Annotated in this window: 21 protein-coding genes and 1 tRNA gene; 15 read left to right on the plus strand and 7 right to left on the minus strand. The window is 60.3% G+C overall.

The genetic code is table 11. From position 1 onward, the window contains the following. Positions 1–161: 161 nt before the first annotated feature. Both HU725_RS00855 and HU725_RS00860 read left to right on the plus strand, forming a co-directional pair. Complete coding sequence (locus HU725_RS00855; RefSeq protein ID WP_186478349.1) at positions 162–668, plus strand: disulfide bond formation protein B; 507 nt, start codon at positions 162–164, stop codon at positions 666–668. 239 nt (positions 669–907) lie between these two features. Further along, a complete protein-coding gene (locus HU725_RS00860) occupies positions 908–1,378 on the plus strand; it encodes an Rsd/AlgQ family anti-sigma factor (protein ID WP_060478671.1) in 471 nt (156 codons plus the stop codon). Positions 1,379–1,387: 9 nt separating this feature from the next. Here the strand turns inward: HU725_RS00860 and HU725_RS00865 are convergent, their stop codons facing one another. After that, positions 1,388–2,053, minus strand: a complete 666-nt coding sequence (locus HU725_RS00865) for an FKBP-type peptidyl-prolyl cis-trans isomerase (protein ID WP_186478350.1) — start codon at positions 2,051–2,053, stop codon at positions 1,388–1,390. Between the two features lie 224 nt (positions 2,054–2,277). On the opposite strand from HU725_RS00865, the gene HU725_RS00870 reads away from it, so the two are divergent. Continuing rightward, complete coding sequence (locus tag HU725_RS00870) at positions 2,278–3,246, plus strand: AlgP family protein (RefSeq protein ID WP_186478351.1); 969 nt, start codon at positions 2,278–2,280, stop codon at positions 3,244–3,246. Here HU725_RS00870 and HU725_RS00875 read toward each other — a convergent pair. After that, positions 3,222–3,704: a TIGR02444 family protein gene (locus HU725_RS00875; protein ID WP_186478438.1), complete on the minus strand. Its 483-nt coding sequence runs from the start codon at positions 3,702–3,704 to the stop codon at positions 3,222–3,224. The genes HU725_RS00870 and HU725_RS00875 overlap by 25 nt on opposite strands. Before the next feature lie 50 nt (positions 3,705–3,754). Here HU725_RS00875 and abc-f point away from each other — a divergent pair, with 50 nt between their 5' ends. The 4 genes from abc-f to HU725_RS00895 all read left to right on the plus strand — a co-directional run bounded on the left by abc-f (position 3,755) and on the right by HU725_RS00895 (position 7,611). Then, a complete protein-coding gene (gene abc-f / locus HU725_RS00880; protein WP_186478352.1) occupies positions 3,755–5,665 on the plus strand; it encodes a ribosomal protection-like ABC-F family protein in 1,911 nt (636 codons plus the stop codon). A gap of 151 nt (positions 5,666–5,816) precedes the next feature. After that, the gene (locus HU725_RS00885) at positions 5,817–6,449 is read left to right on the plus strand and encodes a LysE family transporter (RefSeq protein WP_186478353.1); all 633 of its coding nucleotides are present in this window, start codon (positions 5,817–5,819) and stop codon (positions 6,447–6,449) included. 211 nt (positions 6,450–6,660) lie between these two features. After that, positions 6,661–6,903 carry a DUF2789 domain-containing protein gene (locus HU725_RS00890; RefSeq protein WP_186478354.1) on the plus strand — a complete coding sequence of 81 codons (243 nt, stop codon included), beginning with the start codon at positions 6,661–6,663 and terminating at the stop codon, positions 6,901–6,903. Between the two features lie 69 nt (positions 6,904–6,972). Then, positions 6,973–7,611 (plus strand): NADH:ubiquinone oxidoreductase subunit N, encoded by a 639-nt coding sequence (locus HU725_RS00895; protein ID WP_186478355.1) that lies wholly within the window; start codon positions 6,973–6,975, stop codon positions 7,609–7,611. A gap of 7 nt (positions 7,612–7,618) precedes the next feature. Here HU725_RS00895 and HU725_RS00900 read toward each other — a convergent pair whose 3' ends face one another. The 5 genes from HU725_RS00900 to HU725_RS00920 form a co-directional block, all read right to left on the minus strand. Continuing rightward, on the minus strand, positions 7,619–8,056 hold the full coding sequence (locus HU725_RS00900) for a CBS domain-containing protein (RefSeq protein ID WP_186478356.1): 438 nt from the start codon (positions 8,054–8,056) through the stop codon (positions 7,619–7,621). Between the two features lie 204 nt (positions 8,057–8,260). Beyond that, a complete protein-coding gene (locus HU725_RS00905; protein WP_186478357.1) occupies positions 8,261–8,584 on the minus strand; it encodes a hypothetical protein in 324 nt (107 codons plus the stop codon). A 57-nt stretch (positions 8,585–8,641) separates the two neighbouring features. Then, entirely contained in the window at positions 8,642–9,172 is a 531-nt protein-coding gene (locus HU725_RS00910; RefSeq protein ID WP_186478358.1) for a DUF5384 family protein, read from the minus strand. A gap of 11 nt (positions 9,173–9,183) precedes the next feature. Beyond that, complete coding sequence (locus HU725_RS00915) at positions 9,184–9,687, minus strand: hypothetical protein (protein ID WP_186478359.1); 504 nt, start codon at positions 9,685–9,687, stop codon at positions 9,184–9,186. A gap of 212 nt (positions 9,688–9,899) precedes the next feature. After that, positions 9,900–9,976, minus strand: a tRNA-Arg gene (locus HU725_RS00920). Between the two features lie 196 nt (positions 9,977–10,172). On the opposite strand from HU725_RS00920, the gene HU725_RS00925 reads away from it, so the two are divergent. The 8 genes from HU725_RS00925 (at position 10,173) to HU725_RS00960 (ending at position 17,483) form a co-directional block, all read left to right on the plus strand. Next, positions 10,173–10,922 (plus strand): GntR family transcriptional regulator, encoded by a 750-nt coding sequence (locus tag HU725_RS00925; RefSeq protein WP_186478360.1) that lies wholly within the window; start codon positions 10,173–10,175, stop codon positions 10,920–10,922. Next, a complete protein-coding gene (locus HU725_RS00930) occupies positions 10,919–12,643 on the plus strand; it encodes a fumarate reductase/succinate dehydrogenase flavoprotein subunit (protein ID WP_186478361.1) in 1,725 nt (574 codons plus the stop codon). Before HU725_RS00925 ends, HU725_RS00930 begins: the two co-directional genes overlap by 4 nt. 160 nt (positions 12,644–12,803) lie before the next feature. After that, entirely contained in the window at positions 12,804–13,049 is a 246-nt protein-coding gene (locus HU725_RS00935) for a 4Fe-4S dicluster domain-containing protein (RefSeq protein ID WP_186478362.1), read from the plus strand. Positions 13,050–13,169: 120 nt separating this feature from the next. After that, on the plus strand, positions 13,170–14,576 hold the full coding sequence (locus HU725_RS00940; protein WP_186478363.1) for an ABC transporter substrate-binding protein: 1,407 nt from the start codon (positions 13,170–13,172) through the stop codon (positions 14,574–14,576). A 15-nt stretch (positions 14,577–14,591) separates the two neighbouring features. Beyond that, complete coding sequence (locus HU725_RS00945; protein WP_186478364.1) at positions 14,592–15,377, plus strand: ABC transporter permease; 786 nt, start codon at positions 14,592–14,594, stop codon at positions 15,375–15,377. Further along, the gene (locus HU725_RS00950) at positions 15,374–16,225 is read left to right on the plus strand and encodes an ABC transporter ATP-binding protein (RefSeq protein WP_186478365.1); all 852 of its coding nucleotides are present in this window, start codon (positions 15,374–15,376) and stop codon (positions 16,223–16,225) included. The genes HU725_RS00945 and HU725_RS00950 overlap by 4 nt, the downstream gene beginning before the upstream one ends. Beyond that, complete coding sequence (locus HU725_RS00955; protein ID WP_186478366.1) at positions 16,222–17,190, plus strand: HEAT repeat domain-containing protein; 969 nt, start codon at positions 16,222–16,224, stop codon at positions 17,188–17,190. Before HU725_RS00950 ends, HU725_RS00955 begins: the two co-directional genes overlap by 4 nt. Beyond that, complete coding sequence (locus tag HU725_RS00960; protein ID WP_186478367.1) at positions 17,187–17,483, plus strand: DUF971 domain-containing protein; 297 nt, start codon at positions 17,187–17,189, stop codon at positions 17,481–17,483. Before HU725_RS00955 ends, HU725_RS00960 begins: the two co-directional genes overlap by 4 nt. The last annotated feature ends 252 nt before the right edge of the window (positions 17,484–17,735 follow it).

The raw sequence follows: 17,735 nt of genomic DNA on the forward strand, positions 1-17,735 counted from the left end.
GAAAGTTAATTTCGCAACCTTCCCTGAGAAGTTTCCTACAAGCCAAGTGGAAACTTCCCCGCTCATATAGGGACTTCTCATTCCAGTAGCGCCTTGAAACAACCCCGGATTTTCCTCTACCGTTCCAAGCCACTACAACTTTTCCGGGATTTCTACTGCCCATGTCGTTGGCCAGTCTGCGCGCACTGTTCATTCCGGTATGCCTTGCCTCGTTGGCAGTGTTGGGCGCTTCCTTCTATCTCGAAAGTGTGCTTGGGCTCGTACCTTGCGCTTTATGTTTCAGCCAGCGTGTATTGCTGGGCATGTATGCATTGGTGTGCCTCTGTGCGGCAGTGCACGCGCCTGGCACTACCGGGGTCAGGCGCTACGCTCAAACAGCGCTGTTGTGCGCATTCGGCGGTGCCGCACTGGCAGCGCGGCATGTGTGGGTGCAGGGCTCGGTCGATGCGAGCCCGATGTGCTGGCTGCCAATAGGGCGCATGTTCGAACTGTCCTGGCGTGAGGCTGCCCGCCAGCTCCTGCTCGGCGGCCCCGATTGCAGCTCGTTGGCCTGGAGCTTTCTCGACCTGACCTTGCCAGAGTGGAGTTTGCTGGCGTTTCTCCTGCTGGCGGCGGTCCCCTTGAGTTGCCTGCTCGCCTTTCGCTTTCGCTCGCTCGGTCATCCCTGACCTGCCGCGCGCCGATCAGCCTTCGCACGACCAATGGTGGTGAAGCCGGCCATTAAACACTTGTATGAACTTAGTCTGCTGCGTACCTTGATGCCAAGCACGCGCGGGAATAATCTCCCAGCACGCATACCGAGAATACAACTGCCCGATGTCGTCCTGCTGATGTCACTTTGTGCTGCATGGTCGTGGTGCGAGGCGCAGGGGCATCTACCCAGAAGGCCAGAAGGGAAGAGATCGCCATGCTCGATAGTTGTCAGAACGCCCAGGAACGCTGGGGTGGGGTTCACAAGCTGATCGACCGTTGGCTCGAGGAGCGAAAGGAACTGATCCAGGCTTTCCGCACCTTGCGCGACGCCAAGCCGGCGTTTGCCGACAAAGACAAGAACCGCGATTTCTGTGCGGTGCTGGTCGACTATGTGTCCGCCTGGCACTTTGAAGTCAGTGAGCAGCTAGTCACCGAGGCAAAGGCGTTCGGCGATGAGAAAGCGCTGAAACTGGCCGACGAGATCAGCCCGCGGATCAGCGACATTACCCAGATCGCCCTGGCCTTCAATGACCATTGCGAGAAGGGCGAGTGCAAGGACACCGAACGCTTCGCCGAGAAACTCGGCAAGTTGGGCAGCCTGTTGCACGAGCGTTTCGAACTCGAAGATTGCCTCATCGAAGTGCTGCATAACGCGCACAAGGAAGAGGGCGCGGTCGAGGCCTGACGGCGGGCCTCAGCCGCCGACGGCCAGCAAGTCGATTTCGAACACCAGCGGCGTGTAGGGCGCGATCAAGTCGCCGGCCCCCTCGGCACCATAGGCTTGGGCCGAGGGTATGACCACACGCCAGCTCGAACCCGCTTTCATGTGTGGCAGTGCCACCTGCCACCCTTCAATTACCGAGTCCAGGCTGAACCACTGCGGTTGCTGGTTCTGATCGAATACCGTGCCGTCGGGCAACCTACCCACGTAACGTACCTGGACCTTGCCATGGGGTTGCGGTTGCGCGCCGGTACCCGCCTTCAACTCGGTGTACAGCACTCCCTCAGGCAACTCGTGCACGCCGGCTCGGGCGCGCTCGTTGGCCATGAAACGGGTTTCAACGGCTTGCAGTTTTGCTGCATTGGCTTGTTCAGCAGCTGTGTTGGCCTGCTCCTCATGCTGTTGGAGGATGGTCTGCATCGTAGCTTGGTCAAGCTTTAGTGGTTGGCCCTGGTACGCGTCACGCAGCCCTTCGACCAGTGCATCCAGTTGCAGGCCAGGCACCTCCTGGCGCAGGCGCTCACCCAAGCTGGCGCCGAGACTGTAGGCCAGATCTCGATCATTGGCAGGCGCAGTATTGGTGGTCGCCAAGGCTAAAGGCGCCATCAGGCAAAGGCTGAATACAAGGTAGCGCGACATGGGCAACTCCAGCTCGACAAGCCGTGGAGTATGCCAGTCTTATTCAGCCGATATGCGTGAATATCAGCAACCTTTTGTTAAGCAACTACACTTGCACGCAGCTGCAAAATGACAACTTTGCCCAGGCATGCAACGCGGCACACACAATACTGTCAACATGCCCTAGCGGCGGTAGCAGCACAAGCATAGTATGAGCCGCAATCTCGTCAGCCAGGAGGTAAACCATGTCGGCTAAAAAGAAGCCAGTAAGCACGCCGTTACACCTGCTCCAGCAACTTTCGGGCAGCTTGCTCGAACATTTGGAAGAGGCCTGCTCGCAAGCGCTGGCTGATGCAGAGAAACTGCTGGCCAAGTTGGAAAAGCAACGTGGCAAAGCCCAGGAAAAACTGCACAACGGGCGCTTGAAGTTGCAGGATTCAGCCAAGGCAGGTAAAGCCAAGGCACAAAGCAAGGCGCAAAAGGCTATTACTGAGCTTGAAACCTTGCTCGACTCGCTCAAGGATCGTCAGACCCAGACCCGAGCTTATATCCAACAGCTAAAACGCGATGCCCAGGAAAGCCTGAAACTGGCCCAAGGTGTCGGTAAGGTGCGCGAAGCGGCTGGCAAGGCGCTGGACAAGCGTGCAGTGGCTGACAAGGCCGAGAAACCAGCGGCTGGCAAACCTGCGAGCCGGGTCGCTGCAAAGGCTCCTGCCAAGCCAGCTGCAGCCAAAACACCGACCCGCGCCGCTGCATCCAAAACGGCTGCCAAGACCACTACTTCCCAGTCTGCAGCAGCCAAGCCAGCCGCCGCCGCCAAACCGGCTGCGAAAACCGCCGCCGCCAAGCCAGTAGCTAAACCCGCAGCAACCAAGGCACCTGCCAAAACAGCAGCCAAGCCAGCAGCGGCCAAGTCAGCAGCGGCCAAGCCAGCCGCCGCCAAACCGGCTGCGAAAACTGCCGCCGCCAAGCCAACAGCTAAACCCGCAGCAACCAAGGCGCCTGCCAAAACAGCGGCCAAGCCAGCAGCGGCTAAGCCAGTCGCCGCCAAGCCAGCAGCAAAACCTGCCGCGAAAGCGCCAGCAAGATCCACTTCGGCAAAACCTGCCGACGGCAAGCCGGCTGCGCCCGCCAACAATGAGCCATCGACTCCGTCGGCCAGCACATCGGCGCCAGGCAGCACCCCAGCTCAGCCGTCTTCTTCAGCGTCCTGAAGCCCCGCGGCCGCGACGCGCAACGTGTTCAGCGCGTCATGGCCGCGAGCCTGCTCCGGCGCCAGCCGGTGCAGCCAATCACTCGCCGTTTCACTGGCGCCTGTAGGCCATTGCTTTGCGCAGTTCTGCAGCCGTTCAAGCAGCGTTTGTTCTGCATGTAACTCCAGGCCCTTCACCTGTGCACGCAATGTCGCCAGCAATGGGTCGTGCTGAGCGGGCGTGCGCCATTGCTGGCGCAAATGGCGTAACGGTTCTACCACGGCTGTTTGCCAGGGCTCGGCAATTGCCCGCAGCGCCTGAGCGCGCTGTTCACTGAAAGCCACTTCACGCGCCTGTAGCCAGGTGGCGCAGAGTAGCAGGCAAACATCGCCACCCATTGCCTGCACATCAAGGCAGGCCGTTTCGACACCCGGGCGTTCGTACAGCGCCAGGGCGTGTTTCCACAGGTCGGTGTGCATCATTCCACTCACGCTGTGGGCCGAGGAAGCTGGTAGACTCCGCGACCACTATGATCAGACTATCCAACCTCACTTTACAGCGTGGTCCGCAGCGCTTGCTAGAAGGCGCCGAGATGACCCTGCACGCCGGTCACAAGGCCGGCCTGATCGGTGCCAACGGCGCCGGAAAATCCAGCCTGTTCGCGCTGCTGCGCGGTGAGCTTTCGCCCGATGCCGGCGATTGCCAGTTGCCCGCGGACTGGCGCATTGCTCACATGCGTCAGGAGGTCGATACCCTCGAGCGCCTGGCCGTGGACTATGTGCTCGACGGCGATGCCCGCCTGCGTAAGGTGCAAGCGGAACTTGCCGTGGCTGAACACGCCCACGATGGCACTGCCCTGGCACGCCTGCACAGTGAGCTGGAGGTCGCCGACGGCTATACCGCCGATGCCCGCGCGCGTAAGTTGCTCGCTGGGCTGGGCTTCACCAACGAGCAGATGGACCGCCGCGTCGGCGATTTCTCCGGTGGCTGGCGGATGCGCCTGAACCTGGCCCAGGCGCTGATGTGCCCGTCTGACTTGCTGCTGCTCGACGAGCCCACCAACCACTTGGACCTCGATGCGATTCTGTGGCTGGAAGACTGGCTCAAGGGCTATCCAGGTACCCTGCTGCTGATTTCTCACGATCGCGATTTCCTGGATGCCGTGGTCGACCATGTGCTGCATGTCGAGCAACGTAAGCTCAACCTTTACAAGGGCGGCTACACCGCCTTCGAGCGTACCCGCGCCGAGCGCCTGGCGCAGCAGCAGCAAGCCTACGAGAAGCAGCAGGCGCAGCGCGCGCACATGGAAAAGTACATCGCCCGCTTCAAGGCCCAGGCCACCAAAGCACGCCAGGCGCAAAGCCGCATCAAGGCCCTGGAGCGCATGGAAGAGCTGTCGGCGGCGCATGTCGATTCACCGTTCGACTTCGTCTTCCGCGAGTCGCAGAAAATCTCCAGCCCGTTGCTGAGCCTGTCCGAGGGCCGCCTGGGCTATGGTGACAAGGCGATTCTCGACAAGGTCAAGCTGCAGCTGGTACCGGGTGCCCGAATCGGCCTGCTCGGCCCCAATGGCGCCGGCAAGTCGACCCTGATCAAAAACCTGGCTGGCGAGCTTGAGCCGCTGTCGGGCCGCCTGGTACGTGGCGAGAACCTGGCCGTTGGCTACTTCGCTCAGCACCAGCTCGATTCTCTGGACGACAAAGCCAGCCCGCTGTTGCACCTGCAGCGCATCGCGCCGACCGAGCGCGAACAGACATTGCGCGACTTCCTGGGCGGTTTCGACTTCCATGGCGACCGTGTCGACGAGCCGGTGGTCAATTTCTCCGGTGGCGAAAAAGCCCGGTTGGCCCTGGCGCTGATCGCCTGGGAGCGGCCTAACCTGCTGCTGCTCGACGAGCCGACCAACCACCTGGACCTGGAAATGCGCCTGGCGCTGACCATGGCTCTGCAAGAATTTGCCGGTGCCGTGGTGGTGGTTTCCCACGACCGTCACCTGCTCAAAAGCACCACCGACGACTTCCTGCTCGTGGCTGATGGCAAGGTCGAGCCCTTCGATGGCGACCTGGACGACTATAGCCGCTGGCTGGTCGAGTACCGTCAGCGCAGCGCGCCAACCACCAGTGCCCCGCCCAACCCGGACAAGACCGACAAGAAGGCCCAGCGCCAGGCTGCAGCAGCTTTGCGCCAGCAGTTGGCGCCGCACAAGAAGGCAGCCGACAAACTGGAGGCCGAGCTTAGCCAAGTGCATGGCCAATTGGCCGAGGTGGAGGCTGCGCTGGGTGACGGGGGGGTTTACGAAGCGGCGCGCAAGGATGAATTGCGTGAACTGCTGGCTCGCCAGACCAAGCTCAAACAGCGCGAGGGCGAGCTGGAGGAGGCCTGGATGGAGGCTTTGGAAACGCTGGAAAGCATGCAGGCTGAGCTCGAAGCGTTGTCCTGATGCATAGGTGGCACCGTGCTGGCCATTTCGTCGGGGAGCCCGCTCCCACAACGGTCAGTGCCGGTGCCATCACTCAAGCAGAATTCGCTGGTTATTTTTTCGCCAACCCCTTAGCTTACTGTTTTGCAACAAATGTTGAGCGAGGTGTGTGATGTCGATGGAAGTGTGGCTGGGCTTCTTTGCCGCGTGCTGGGTGATCAGCCTTTCGCCGGGTGCCGGAGCGATTGCTTCGATGTCCAGTGGGTTGCAATACGGGTTCTGGCGCGGTTACTGGAATGCCTTGGGCTTGCAGCTAGGCCTGGTCGTGCAGATCGCTGTCATTGCCGCCGGCGTGGGTGCGATCCTTGCCGCTTCTGCCACCGCTTTCCATGTCATCAAGTGGTTCGGTGTCGCCTATCTGGTCTACCTGGCCTACAAGCAATGGCGCGCGCTACCCATGGACATGACTGACGAATCAGCGGTACGGCCGATCGGCAAGCCGTTGAGCCTGATGTTCCGCGGTTTTCTGGTCAACGTCAGCAACCCCAAGGCGCTGGTATTCATGCTGGCTGTATTGCCGCAGTTCATCAATCCACACGGAGCGCTGTTGCCGCAGTACATTGCCATTACCGTAACCATGGTCAGCGTCGACATGCTGGTTATGGCCGGTTATACCGGCCTGGCAGCGCGGGTGTTGCGCCTGTTGCGTACCCCCAGGCAGCAAAAGCGTCTGAACCGTACCTTCGCCGGTTTGTTCATTGGCGCGGCGACCTTCCTCGCCACTTTGCGTCGCGCGCCCATCTGATCGAATGCCGGGGCTGGTTTACAGCCCTGGCTACTTTTGCTTGCCCATCCTCCTTTTGTTGCGAGTCTTATCCGCCAGGGCGATGTCTATCTGGAGTCGGGTGACTGTAATCACCCAATCCATTTGAGCATGAAGCAGTGCCACTAAGGGGTACCGCAAGCCATTGTCGGGTCTGCGTCATCGACGGCCAGCCCGGCTCACAGGAGGAACCATGGACGCACCGATTCATCCATTCGCCGAACTGTTCCAGCAACTGGGCCTGCCTGATGATGCGCAGAGCATCGATCAGTTCATCACCAGCCATTCACCTTTGAAGAATGAAATCAAACTTGTGGATGCCCCGTTCTGGAGTGAATCCCAGCGCGCATTCCTGAAAGAAAGCATCCTCGAAGATGCTGATTGGGCAGTGCCTTTCGATCAACTCAACGAGGCGTTGCGCCGCCCCAAAAAATAAAGTGCCGAGCGGCACCTGACGAGTGATTGGCCGTTGCTATGCTCAGGAAAAACAATAGGGGATAGCGTGATGAAAGATCCCTACGCACCAGCCTTCTGGTGCTCCGTGTCCATCCTGGGCACCCTGACGGCCGGTTACTTCTTTGGCATTCGCCATGCCCAGCATATGTATCAGGCGACGCAGTTTCTCTATGCGGCAGGGGCGGTGACGGCCGCTGCCGCGCTGGTGGCGCTGACCTGGATTGCCTGGCAGCAATTGCACTTGAACAAGCGTGAAGTGATCCAGGGCCGAACGTTGCTTACCATTTGGAACACCAAGGTTGCATTGCGCCGCGTCGAGACGGTGTTCGATCGTTATTTCTGGGGCAGCTACTGGCACTCCGGGCGCACCTTCGAGGAGGTCATGGGCGAGCTCAAGGGCACGCCTCTGGAGCAGAGCCTGGATGCCCTCAAGCGTCAGTGCCGGACCCTGGATCGCGAAATCCATGACCATCACCACCACTGGCTGGCCAACGCCCGTGACCTTTCCAGCGTAGCCACCGCCATGGCGCGCGAGCGTTATCAGTTGGACCTGTGCGAACCTTCGAGCAATGGCTACGGCAATACTGCCGTGCTCAATCGTGACTTGGAGGTCTTGGTGTACACCTGGTCGGCGCGCCTGCGCAGCTTCGACCATCAGCTGGACGAGCTGGAGCGCGCCTACCACTGAGCCGGCATCATTCGCCGCGGATGTATTGCTGCAGTTGTTGGATGAGGTTGGCTTGTTCAGCGATGGTTTCTTTGACCAAGTCGCCGATGGACAGCAAGCCCAGCAGTTGGCCATTTTCAACCACCGGCAGGTGGCGCAGGTGACGGTCGGTCATTTGCTGCATGCAGTAATCCAGGCTTTTCTTCGGCTCGACGGTGATCACCGGCGCGCTCATGATCTCGCGTACGGGGGTGGCGGCTGAGGACCGGCCCTTGAGTACCAGCTTGCGTGCATAGTCCCGCTCGCTGACGATGCCCACGACCAGATTGTCTTCCACCACAGGCAGTGCACCGATATTTTTCTCCGCTAGCAGTTTCAACGCGTCGAGCACCGAGTCATCCGGGCCGATGGTGTACACGGTCTGGTGCTGGGACTTGGTCTTGAGGATTTGTTCGACGGTCTTCATACAGGCCTCTGCGGGTGGGAAAGATGAGCTCCTTGAGTAAATAAAGCATCCGGCACGCCGGCCTGCACGGCAATGCAGGAAACGGCATGGAGTCGATTGAAAAACGTCATCGGTAGTGCCAAGTGGCCCATGAGTACGATGTGGGCATACCAACGAAAAGGCCCCGGCGGTTGCCGGGGCCTTTTAGCAGTCTGCGAGCGATCATCACAACCCGTTGGGAAGGAACCTGGTCGCACCGCTGACATCGTCGATCTTCTTGATCCGCAAGGCCTTGAGGCAGGTTTCATTACGGGTATTGCTGTCGGGGCAGTATTGCTGGACGAAGTCATTGAACGCCATGTCTTGGCCGTTCACGGTCAAGATGCGTTTGAAGTATTCGCCCTGGATACCCTGCGCCTGGCGAGACGCGGTCATTTCTTGATCGACGACTAAGCGGCCGTGTAGGTCGACCGACGGGAACTTGGCTTCTTCCTGCAGGCAGCCGCTCAGTACCAGGCCGGCACTGGCAACCAATATCAGACGTAGCATGTTGGATTCTCTGCAACGAGCATCGCCAACCCGTGGGCTGGCGATGCCAAGGGATGGTTACTCGCCGAACAGACCACCAGCGCGTTTGACTTGCGCCTTGCCGGTGTCTTCGAGAAAAGACTTGGCCCCTGAAGTAACGTTGCGGGCGGAGTCGGCATTGGACTGAATCACGTCGGTGCGTGCGGCGCTGTCGCGAAGTTCGGCATCGATGTAGTCGTTGGCACGGGCGACCTTGGCTTTTTTGGCTTGCAAGGCCAGGCGGCGTTCTTCCAGCTCCAGTGCGCGCAGGTCATCCTCGTAGGCCTCTTCCCGGGTTAGCACGCGCTTGCGCTCGGCAGCCTGGGCCTGCTGTTGCTCGGCGGCACGTTGGGCTGCGGCACGCTGGGCAGCTGCACGCTGTTGACGGGCGGCAGCGTCGCGAGCCTCGGCGCGTTGCTGGGCAGCGGCGGCCTGGCGTAGGCGTTCTGCTTCCAGCGCGGCTTGGGATTGTTTGGTTTGTTGTTCGATCTGATAAAGCTGATCGAACTGGCCCGCCACCGCAGTGGCAGCAGAGAGTGCCAGGGCGGTGCCCAGAACAAATTTCTTCATGTGCTCAGGCCTCAGCTCTTTTTCGGATCTGGGCAGTTCGCATTCGGCTGGATGCGGGTCTCATTGGAGAGGGTCATGACCATCAGGGAAATGCCACCCACTTCGTAATCGCACGGGCGGCCCACTTGAGCCGAGGTGTAGATCTTGCCGTTCTCCGAGTAACCGATCAGCACGCCAGGTACCAGCGAGGTGTCGCTGACCAGCGAGCCGGCCAGGGCACCCGCACCACCGCCTGCCACGCCACCAATGATAGCGGTGTCCTTGTTGTGGCCCGCACCCAGTGCAGCGCCACCCAGCGCGCCCAGCACGCCGCCGACCATCATGGCGGCTTTCTGGTTCTTTTCGTTGCTGACTTTGATCTTGGTAGGCGAGACAGTGATGATTTTCACTGTCTTGGCTTCTTGCTGGGTGTTGACCTGGCTAGCATCGAAAACATCGGATTGGTATTGCTCACCGGTCGCCTGGCAGCCCACCAATGTGGCGGCGATGGTCAAGGCCAGACAATGTTTCAGCATCGTTTTCATTCCTAATTCCCTGGAGGGTATGGGTAACCGCGCGACTATCCGTGTACAGGATGAGGCATAATGCCACTATTGTAAGCAAAGGGTTTTGGCGAGGTAAAGCCGGCAGCATCCAAGGCACCGTTTTGCATCGCGAAATGGAATAACGAGAATGGTGAAGGGTGTGAAACGACAAAGCCCACGCAAGGTGGGCTTTGAAAGGGATATGGCGCACTCGGCGGGATTCGAACCCACGACCCCTGCCTTCGGAGGGCAGTACTCTATCCAGCTGAGCTACGAGTGCAACGCGCACGCATAATACCCATCTGATTCGACGACGTCCATCGCCTTGATCTACGGCCATTTTTCCAACGGCACGGGCGCCGTCCAGAAAAATGTCTCTATCCATATGCGATATCAGTATTTCCTGGTGAGCTCTTATGCTGCCTATGATCTGGTAACAACTTGTTATAACAAGTCCTTGATCAGTGAAGAGACTCATGGCCGAACTGTTCCCCCTGTCACCAGTACCGTTATACACACAGCTCAAGGAGCTGCTGCGCGAACGTATTCTCGACGGCACCTATGCCCCGCACAGCCGAATGCCTTCGGAAAGTGAGCTGGGCAAGGTCTTCGATGTCAGCCGTATTACAGTGCGCCAGGCGTTAGGTGACCTGCAAAAAGAAGGGTTGATCTTCAAAATTCACGGTAAAGGCACTTTCGTCGCCAAGCCCAAGGCGTTTCAGAATGTCAGCACCCTGCAGGGCCTGGGTGAATCGATGACGCAGATGGGCTACGAGGTTATCAACCGCCTGCGCAGTTTCCGCCATGTACCAGCCAATAGCTTGGTGGCGGCTCGGCTGCAGGTTGGGGAGGGCAGTTTGGTCACCGAAATTCGCCGGGTCCGCCTGATCAACCGTGAGCCGGTATCGCTGGAGCTGACCTGGCTACCAAAGGCCATCGGCGAGAAGCTGGAAAAGGCCGACCTGGTGACCCGCGACATCTTTTTGCTATTGGAAAATGACTGCGGCATCGCCCTTGGCCATGCCGATCTGGCGATCGACGCGGTGTTGGCCGATAGCGACCTGACCCAAGCGCTGGGTGTGGAGGAGGGCGCGCCGATCATGCGCATAGAACGCTTGACCCACACAGCCGAAGGCACGCCGCTTGACTTCGAACACCTCTATTACCGCGGGGATGCCTTCCAGTACCGGCTGCGCATTGACCGCCAGAAAGGGAGCAAGGCATGAGCATCGAGACCCAGGACTTCGACATCATCGTCATCGGGGGCGGCACTGCCGGGCCCATGGCGGCGATCAAGGCCAAGGAGCAAGACAAGCAATTGCGGGTGTTGCTGCTGGACAAGGCCAACGTAAAGCGCAGCGGAGCCATCAGCATGGGCATGGACGGCTTGAACAACGCAATCATCCCCGGCCATGCCACGCCCGAGCAGTACACCAAGGAAATCACCGTGGCCAACGACGGTATCGTCAACCAGGCCGCCGTCTACGCCTATGCTACCCACAGTTTCGAGACCATCGAGCAGCTCGATCGCTGGGGTGTGAAGTTCGAAAAGGACGAAACTGGCGACTACGCGGTGAAGAAGGTCCACCACATGGGCGCTTATGTATTGCCCATGCCCGAGGGTCACGACATCAAGAAGGTGCTCTATCGGCAACTCAAGCGCGCCCGAGTTCAGATCAGTAACCGCATGGTCTGCACTCGCGTATTGCTCGATGCCGAAGGCGCCGCTGCCGGTGTGTTGGGTTTCGACTGCCGCTCTGGCGCGTTCTGCGTGGTGCGAGCCAAGGCGGTGATTCTTGCCTGCGGCGCGGCGGGGCGCCTGGGGTTGCCATCGTCGGGTTACCTGATGGGCACCTACGAGAACCCGACGAACGCTGGTGACGGCTACGCCATGGCCTACCACGCCGGCGCCGAGCTCGCCAACCTCGAGTGCTTCCAGATCAACCCGTTGATCAAGGACTACAACGGCCCTGCGTGTGCCTATGTCACAGGCCCGTTAGGTGGCTATACCGCCAACAACAAGGGTGAACGCTTCATCGAGTGCGACTACTGGAGCGGCCAGATGATGTGGGAATTCCACCAGGAGCTGGAGGGCGGCAACGGTCCGGTTTTTCTCAAACTCGATCACCTGGCCGAGGAAACCATCCAGAACATCGAACAGATTCTGCACAGTAACGAACGCCCCAGCCGCGGCCAGTTCCATGCTGGGCGTGGCACCGATTACCGGCAGCACATGGTCGAGATGCACATTTCGGAGATTGGCTTCTGCTCGGGGCATTCGGCCTCTGGGGTGTGGGTCAACGAAAAGGCCGAGACCAGCGTCAAGGGCTTGTATGCCGCTGGTGACATGGCAGCGGTGCCCCATAACTACATGCTAGGCGCGTTTACCTACGGCTGGTTTGCCGGTGTGAACGCGGCGCAGTACGTGGCCGGACGGGCGCTGGCCGAGGTTGATGTCGTGCAGGTCGAGCGCGAGCGTGCGCGGATATTCGCCCCGCTGCAGCGTGAGCATGGCCTGCCGCCAGCGCAGGTGGAATACAAGCTGCGGCGCATGGTGAACGATTACCTGCAACCGCCGAAAGTAACCAAGAAGATGGAAATCGGCCTGGCGCGCTTTGCCGAAATCGAGCGTGATCTCCAGCAGATCAAAGCCAGCAATCCCCACGAGCTGATGCGCGCTATGGAGGTCTCGGTGATTCGTGACTGCGCCGAAATGGCGGCCCGCGCCTCATTGTTCCGTGAGGAAAGCCGCTGGGGCCTTTACCACTACAGGGTCGACTTCCCCGAGCGCAACGATGGCGAATGGTTTTGCCACTGCCATCTGAAGAAAGGCGCAAACGGTGAAATGATCAGTTTCAAGAAACCCGTCGAGCCGTACCTGATCGCGTTGGATGCTGAAGAACAAACTGCCTATGACCGGTTAAGAGTCAAAGCCAGTGCCGCCTGAGCGACACCTCACCTTATGGCAGCAAGTTCATCCAAGAACAGCGGGGGCAGCCGGTGGCGTCCACCGTGTTGGACCCTTTGCGGGTAAGCCCGCTCCCCTAGGGATAAGTGCAAGTCTTCAGATTAGAGGGTGCCCGTGAAGGCCCCAAGGACCCCGAGAAATGGCCTACCAACCCCAGGAAATCTTCTTTCGCAGCAGCGCTCCGGTGACCATCGACGAAGAAAAGTGCATCGCCGACAAAGGTTGCACAGTTTGTGTCGAGGTGTGCCCCATGGACCTGCTGGCGATCAACCCGGCAACTCAGAAGGCTTACATGGCTTTTGACGAGTGCTGGTACTGCATGCCCTGTGAAAAAGACTGCCCTACCGGCGCTGTGAAGGTGGACATCCCTTACTTGCTGCGCTGACCAATCTCCGCCATCCGGCAAACCACCGGACGCGCCTTCCTGCAAAGCCCCTCGTTTCCCACCCCCAATCCGGGCGGCGGAGACGACTTCATAACTCAAAACGATTCGAGGGGATCATCCATGCGCCTTGTAGCAACCGTCGCCGGCCTAGCGCTGGCGCTAACCGGGCTGAACGTCAACGCCCAGACCATCCGCGTCGCCATCGGTACCCAGGACACCACCATCAACTGCGCCACTGCAGGCCTGTTGATCCGCGAGCTTGGCCTGCTCGAAAAGTACCTGCCCCATGACGGCAAGTACAAGGACGCCCACTACCAGGTGGAGTGGAAGAATTTCACCAGCGGTGCGCCACTGACCAATGAGATGGTCGCCGGTAAGCTCGACTTCGGCGTCATGGCAGATTTCCCCGGCGCATTCAACGGCGTGGCGCACCTGGATGCGGGCAAACGCAGCCTGTTCATCAGTGTGCTGTCCGGTAGTGTGCAGGGTAGCGGCAATGGCATCGTCGTGCCGGCAGCCTCACAGGTGCAGTCGCTGAGTGAGCTCAAAGGCAAGACCATATCCGTGCCGTTTGCCTCCACTGCCCACGGGATGCTGCTGCGAGCCGTCGCTGCCCAGGGCTGGGATCCGCAAAAGGACGTGCGAATCATCGCCCAGGCACCTGAAATCGCGGGTTCCGCCTTGCGCAGCAACCGCATTGATGCGCATGCCGACTTCGTGCCTTTCGCCGAGCTGTTTCCCAACCGCGGCTTTGCCCGCAAGATTTACGATGGTGCCCAGGCCAAAGCACCGACCTTCCATGGCGCCTTGGTCGATGCTGACTATGCCAATCGGTACCCAGAAGTCGTCACCGCGTACCTGCGTGCCAGCTTGGAAGCTGACCGCTTGATCGCCAAAGAGCCCGAGAAATACAGCGAGTTAATCGAGAAGGTGACTGGCATCGAGGCCGAGGTTAGCTACCTGTTTCACGGCCCGCTCGGCCTACAGACCCGCGATCAGACCTGGAAACCCGAGTACCGTGAGGCAGTGGCTACGTCCATCGACACTCTCAAGTTGCTGAAGAAAACCGACCGCGGCCTGGACACCGCGCAGTTCATCGACGACCAGTACATCCGCGCCGCTTTCAAGCAGGCCGGCCTGGATTACGACAAGGCGCTCAAGAACTACGACGCACTCCCGCTCAAGGCCAACGATGCACTAACGGGCAAGCCGATCACCGATTTCAGTCGCCTGGCGCAGATTTGGGTGCGCGGTGAAGACAAAGTACGTAACTACGCCTCGCCCCAAGCCGCCTTGGGTGCGCTGGCCCAAATTGAGCAGGACGGCAAGGACATCCGCGCAATCTACGCCCAGGCTGCTGATAGCGGCATCAAGCTGTTAGCCAACCAAGCCTGGTTTGTGCGCAACGCTGAGGGCGAACTGGCCGCCTTCCTGCTCAAGGACCAGGCTGAGCAATATGCCAAAGCCCATGGGGGCCAAGCGCTCGACTTCGTCAGTGCCAACCAGAAGCTGGTCGCCCAGCGCTGACCGGGAGCCGCCACCATGAACCGCGACCTCAAGCGTTGGCCCCTGCGCCTGATCTCTTTGCTGGCCTGCTTGCTGTTCTGGCAGGTGGCGGCCAGCGTCAGGCTGGACCTGGGCCTGCTGACCTTCACCTACGTTCCTACGCCGCAGACGGTGCTGAGCGCGGCCTGGCAACTGCTGACTTCGAGTTTACTAATGGCGCACCTTGGCAGCAGCCTGTCGCGGGTATTTGCCGGTTACGCGGTTGCCTCATTGCTTGGCGTGGCACTGGGGCTGCTGATCGGCCGATCGAAATGGGCCGAGGATGTGCTGCTGCCGCCATTGGAGGTGTTGCGGCCGATTCCAGCGGTTGCCTGGATCCCGCTGTCGATCCTGATGTTCCCCTCTTCGGAGCTGTCGATGGTGTTCATCACTTTCACCGGAGCCCTGTTCCCGATCCTGCTCAATACCGTTCATGGCGCAGAGGCCGTAGACCCGCGCCTGGTGGCCTCGGCACGCAGCCTCGGTGCCGGGCGCTGGGCGATCTTGCGCGATGTGGTATTGCCCGGCGCGCTGCCAAGCATCGTTACAGGCCTGGCTATCGGCATGGGCACCTCGTGGTTCTGCCTGGTCACTGCCGAAATGATCGCCGGGCAGTTCGGCATCGGTTACTACACCTGGGAGTCATATACCTTGCAGAACTATCCGGACATTGTTGTCGGCATGTTGTTGATCGGCGTACTTGGTATGGGTAGCAGTGCGCTGGTCAAGCGCCTTGGAGCACTGGCCACGCCTTGGTACCGCACGCGGAGGGCCGGTAGATGAGCACTGGTCAACAGATGCATGGACGCGTCGATGGGCGTGGCCTGTCGATTCGCCTGGGGGAGGGCGATGAAGCTTTCGAAGCAGTCCAACGTCTGGATTTTGCCGTGGAGCCTGGTGAGTTCGTCTGCATACTCGGGCCTTCGGGCTGTGGCAAATCCACCTTGCTCGGCGCCTTGGCCGGCCACCTGGCCCCCAGCGACGGCACCTTGAGCGTGGATGGGCAGGCCATTGCCGGCCCTTCGCCGCTGCGCGGCATGGTGTTTCAGCATCACACCCTACTGCCATGGCGCAGCGTGCTCGACAACGTAGCCTTTGGCCTGAAGATGCAAGGCATTGGCAAGGCCGAGCGCCGCCGGCAGGCAGCCGAAATGCTGCGTTTGGTAGGCCTGGCGGAGTTTGCCGAACGCTGGCCCAGCCAGCTATCTGGTGGCATGCAGCAGCGCGCTGAAATCGCGCGAGTATTGATCAACCGCCCACGGCTGCTGCTGATGGACGAGCCGTTTGGCGCCCTGGATGCACAGACCCGATCGCGCATGCAGGAGCTGCTGCTGAAAATCTGGGCGCGCATTGGCACCACGGTTGTGTTCGTTACGCATGATATCGATGAAGCCCTGTTCCTGGCCGACCGCATTTTGGTCATGAGCCCTCGCCCGGGGCGCTTCATTGAGGAGCTGCGCTTGGACTTCGCCCGTCCGCGCAATGCCAGTCTGCTGACCCGCCCAGACTTCACTCACCTAAAACGCCATTGCCTGGCCCTACTGCGCCATGAAGAAGGCCGCGAATTACCACGCCTAACGCCACTTGGCCTGCCACTCAGCGAACATCCGCCGCTAAGGATCGCGCTATGACCGAACGACGCACAGACAACCCTGAGATTCTGCAACTGCTGCCACGCCTGGAAGCTGACGACGCAGCGGTGCGCCGCATCGCCCTGCTCGAATTGGCCGATCTTGAAGATTCCGATGCCCTGCCGTGGCTCACCGATGCCCTGTTGATAGACAGCGCCGACCAGGTGCGTGCCGAGGCTGCGCGCCTGCTGGAGGCCTGGGAAGAGCCGGCAGTGGTGCAAGCCTTGTGCGCCGCTCTGGCCGATGCTGGAGAAGCAGTGCGCTTGGCGGCTGCGCAAAGTCTCAGCGAATTGAAGCACCCGCAGTCGGGCCTATTGATCCTGCCATGGACGACCCATGCCGATGGTTTCGTACGCGCCAGTGCCTTGCGTGCGCTGCGTGAATTGCGCCTCGAAGATGCCGCCGCACCTGCCTTGCTGGCACTGCAGGACACGGACGCGACTGTGCGTCGCGAAGCGGTAGGCGTGCTGGGTTGGCTCAAGCACGAGCCTGCCTTGCCTGCCTTGGCGAAACTGGCCGAGCATGAGCCGGATACCGAAGTCCGTCGCGCAGCGATTGGCGCGTTGGGGCTTTCCCGTAACTCCACAGTCTTGCCGGCACTTATCGGCGCCCTGTGCGATCCGGCCTGGCAAGTGCGCGAGGAGGCCGCGACGACCCTGGGCAAGGTAGGGCATGTTCAGGCGGCCCCGGCATTGGTGTCGGCGCTGGCAGATGGCTTCTGGCAGGTGCGATTGCGCGCTGCTCGATCGCTTGGCCGCCTGCGTGATGCACAGGCGTTGGATGCCTTGGCCGGTTTGCTTGGCCACTGCATCGCCAACCTGCGTAAAGAAGCCGCGCTGGCCCTCGGTGAGCTGGGCCAGGCCCGCGCCTTGCCAGCGTTGCAGGCGGCTGAAGCTGACAGCGACCCTGAAGTACGTAAGGCGGTTCGCATTGCCTTGACGCAGTTGAGCGGGGCTAACGGATGAATGGCCCAAGTCGGATTCATAACCAGCGTGCGTACGGGTTGCTGACCGTACAGTGGCCCGATGCCGAGGCTGTCATTAGCCATGCTCGACTAAGGGGCAACTGCCCTTGCTCGCAATGCCGAGCAGCGGGTTTGCAGGGGCGGGTGATGGTGGTCAGAGACGATGTTCGCGTGGAGCGCCTCATAGAGCAGGGCTACGGTGTGCAGCTGCTATTCAGCGATGGGCATCAGCGAGGTATCTACCCTTGGGCCTACTTGCGCACGCTTGCCGATCTGTCGCCTACAGTGCGATGAGTTCTGGCCTGAGCCCAGCTGAGTGACTTCAGTGGTGCTTCCCGGCCAGAAAGCGACAAGCAGTTCAGCTATCGGGCTCAGCTCAAGTTCCCTAGTCCGCAGAAGCTCACCACCACGGTGCTCAACAAAATGCGTCGGGGTACTTAAAGGGTGGTGGTGGCGCTGAACGTACACAGTCGTCAGCTGGACTCAGTGACCGATCAGGGCAAGGGTTACTGATCGATTCCTTTCAGAAAGCCGTCGGTCCTCTCT

It is taken from the genome of Pseudomonas promysalinigenes (genome assembly GCF_014269025.2).
Classification (GTDB): domain Bacteria; phylum Pseudomonadota; class Gammaproteobacteria; order Pseudomonadales; family Pseudomonadaceae; genus Aquipseudomonas; species Aquipseudomonas promysalinigenes.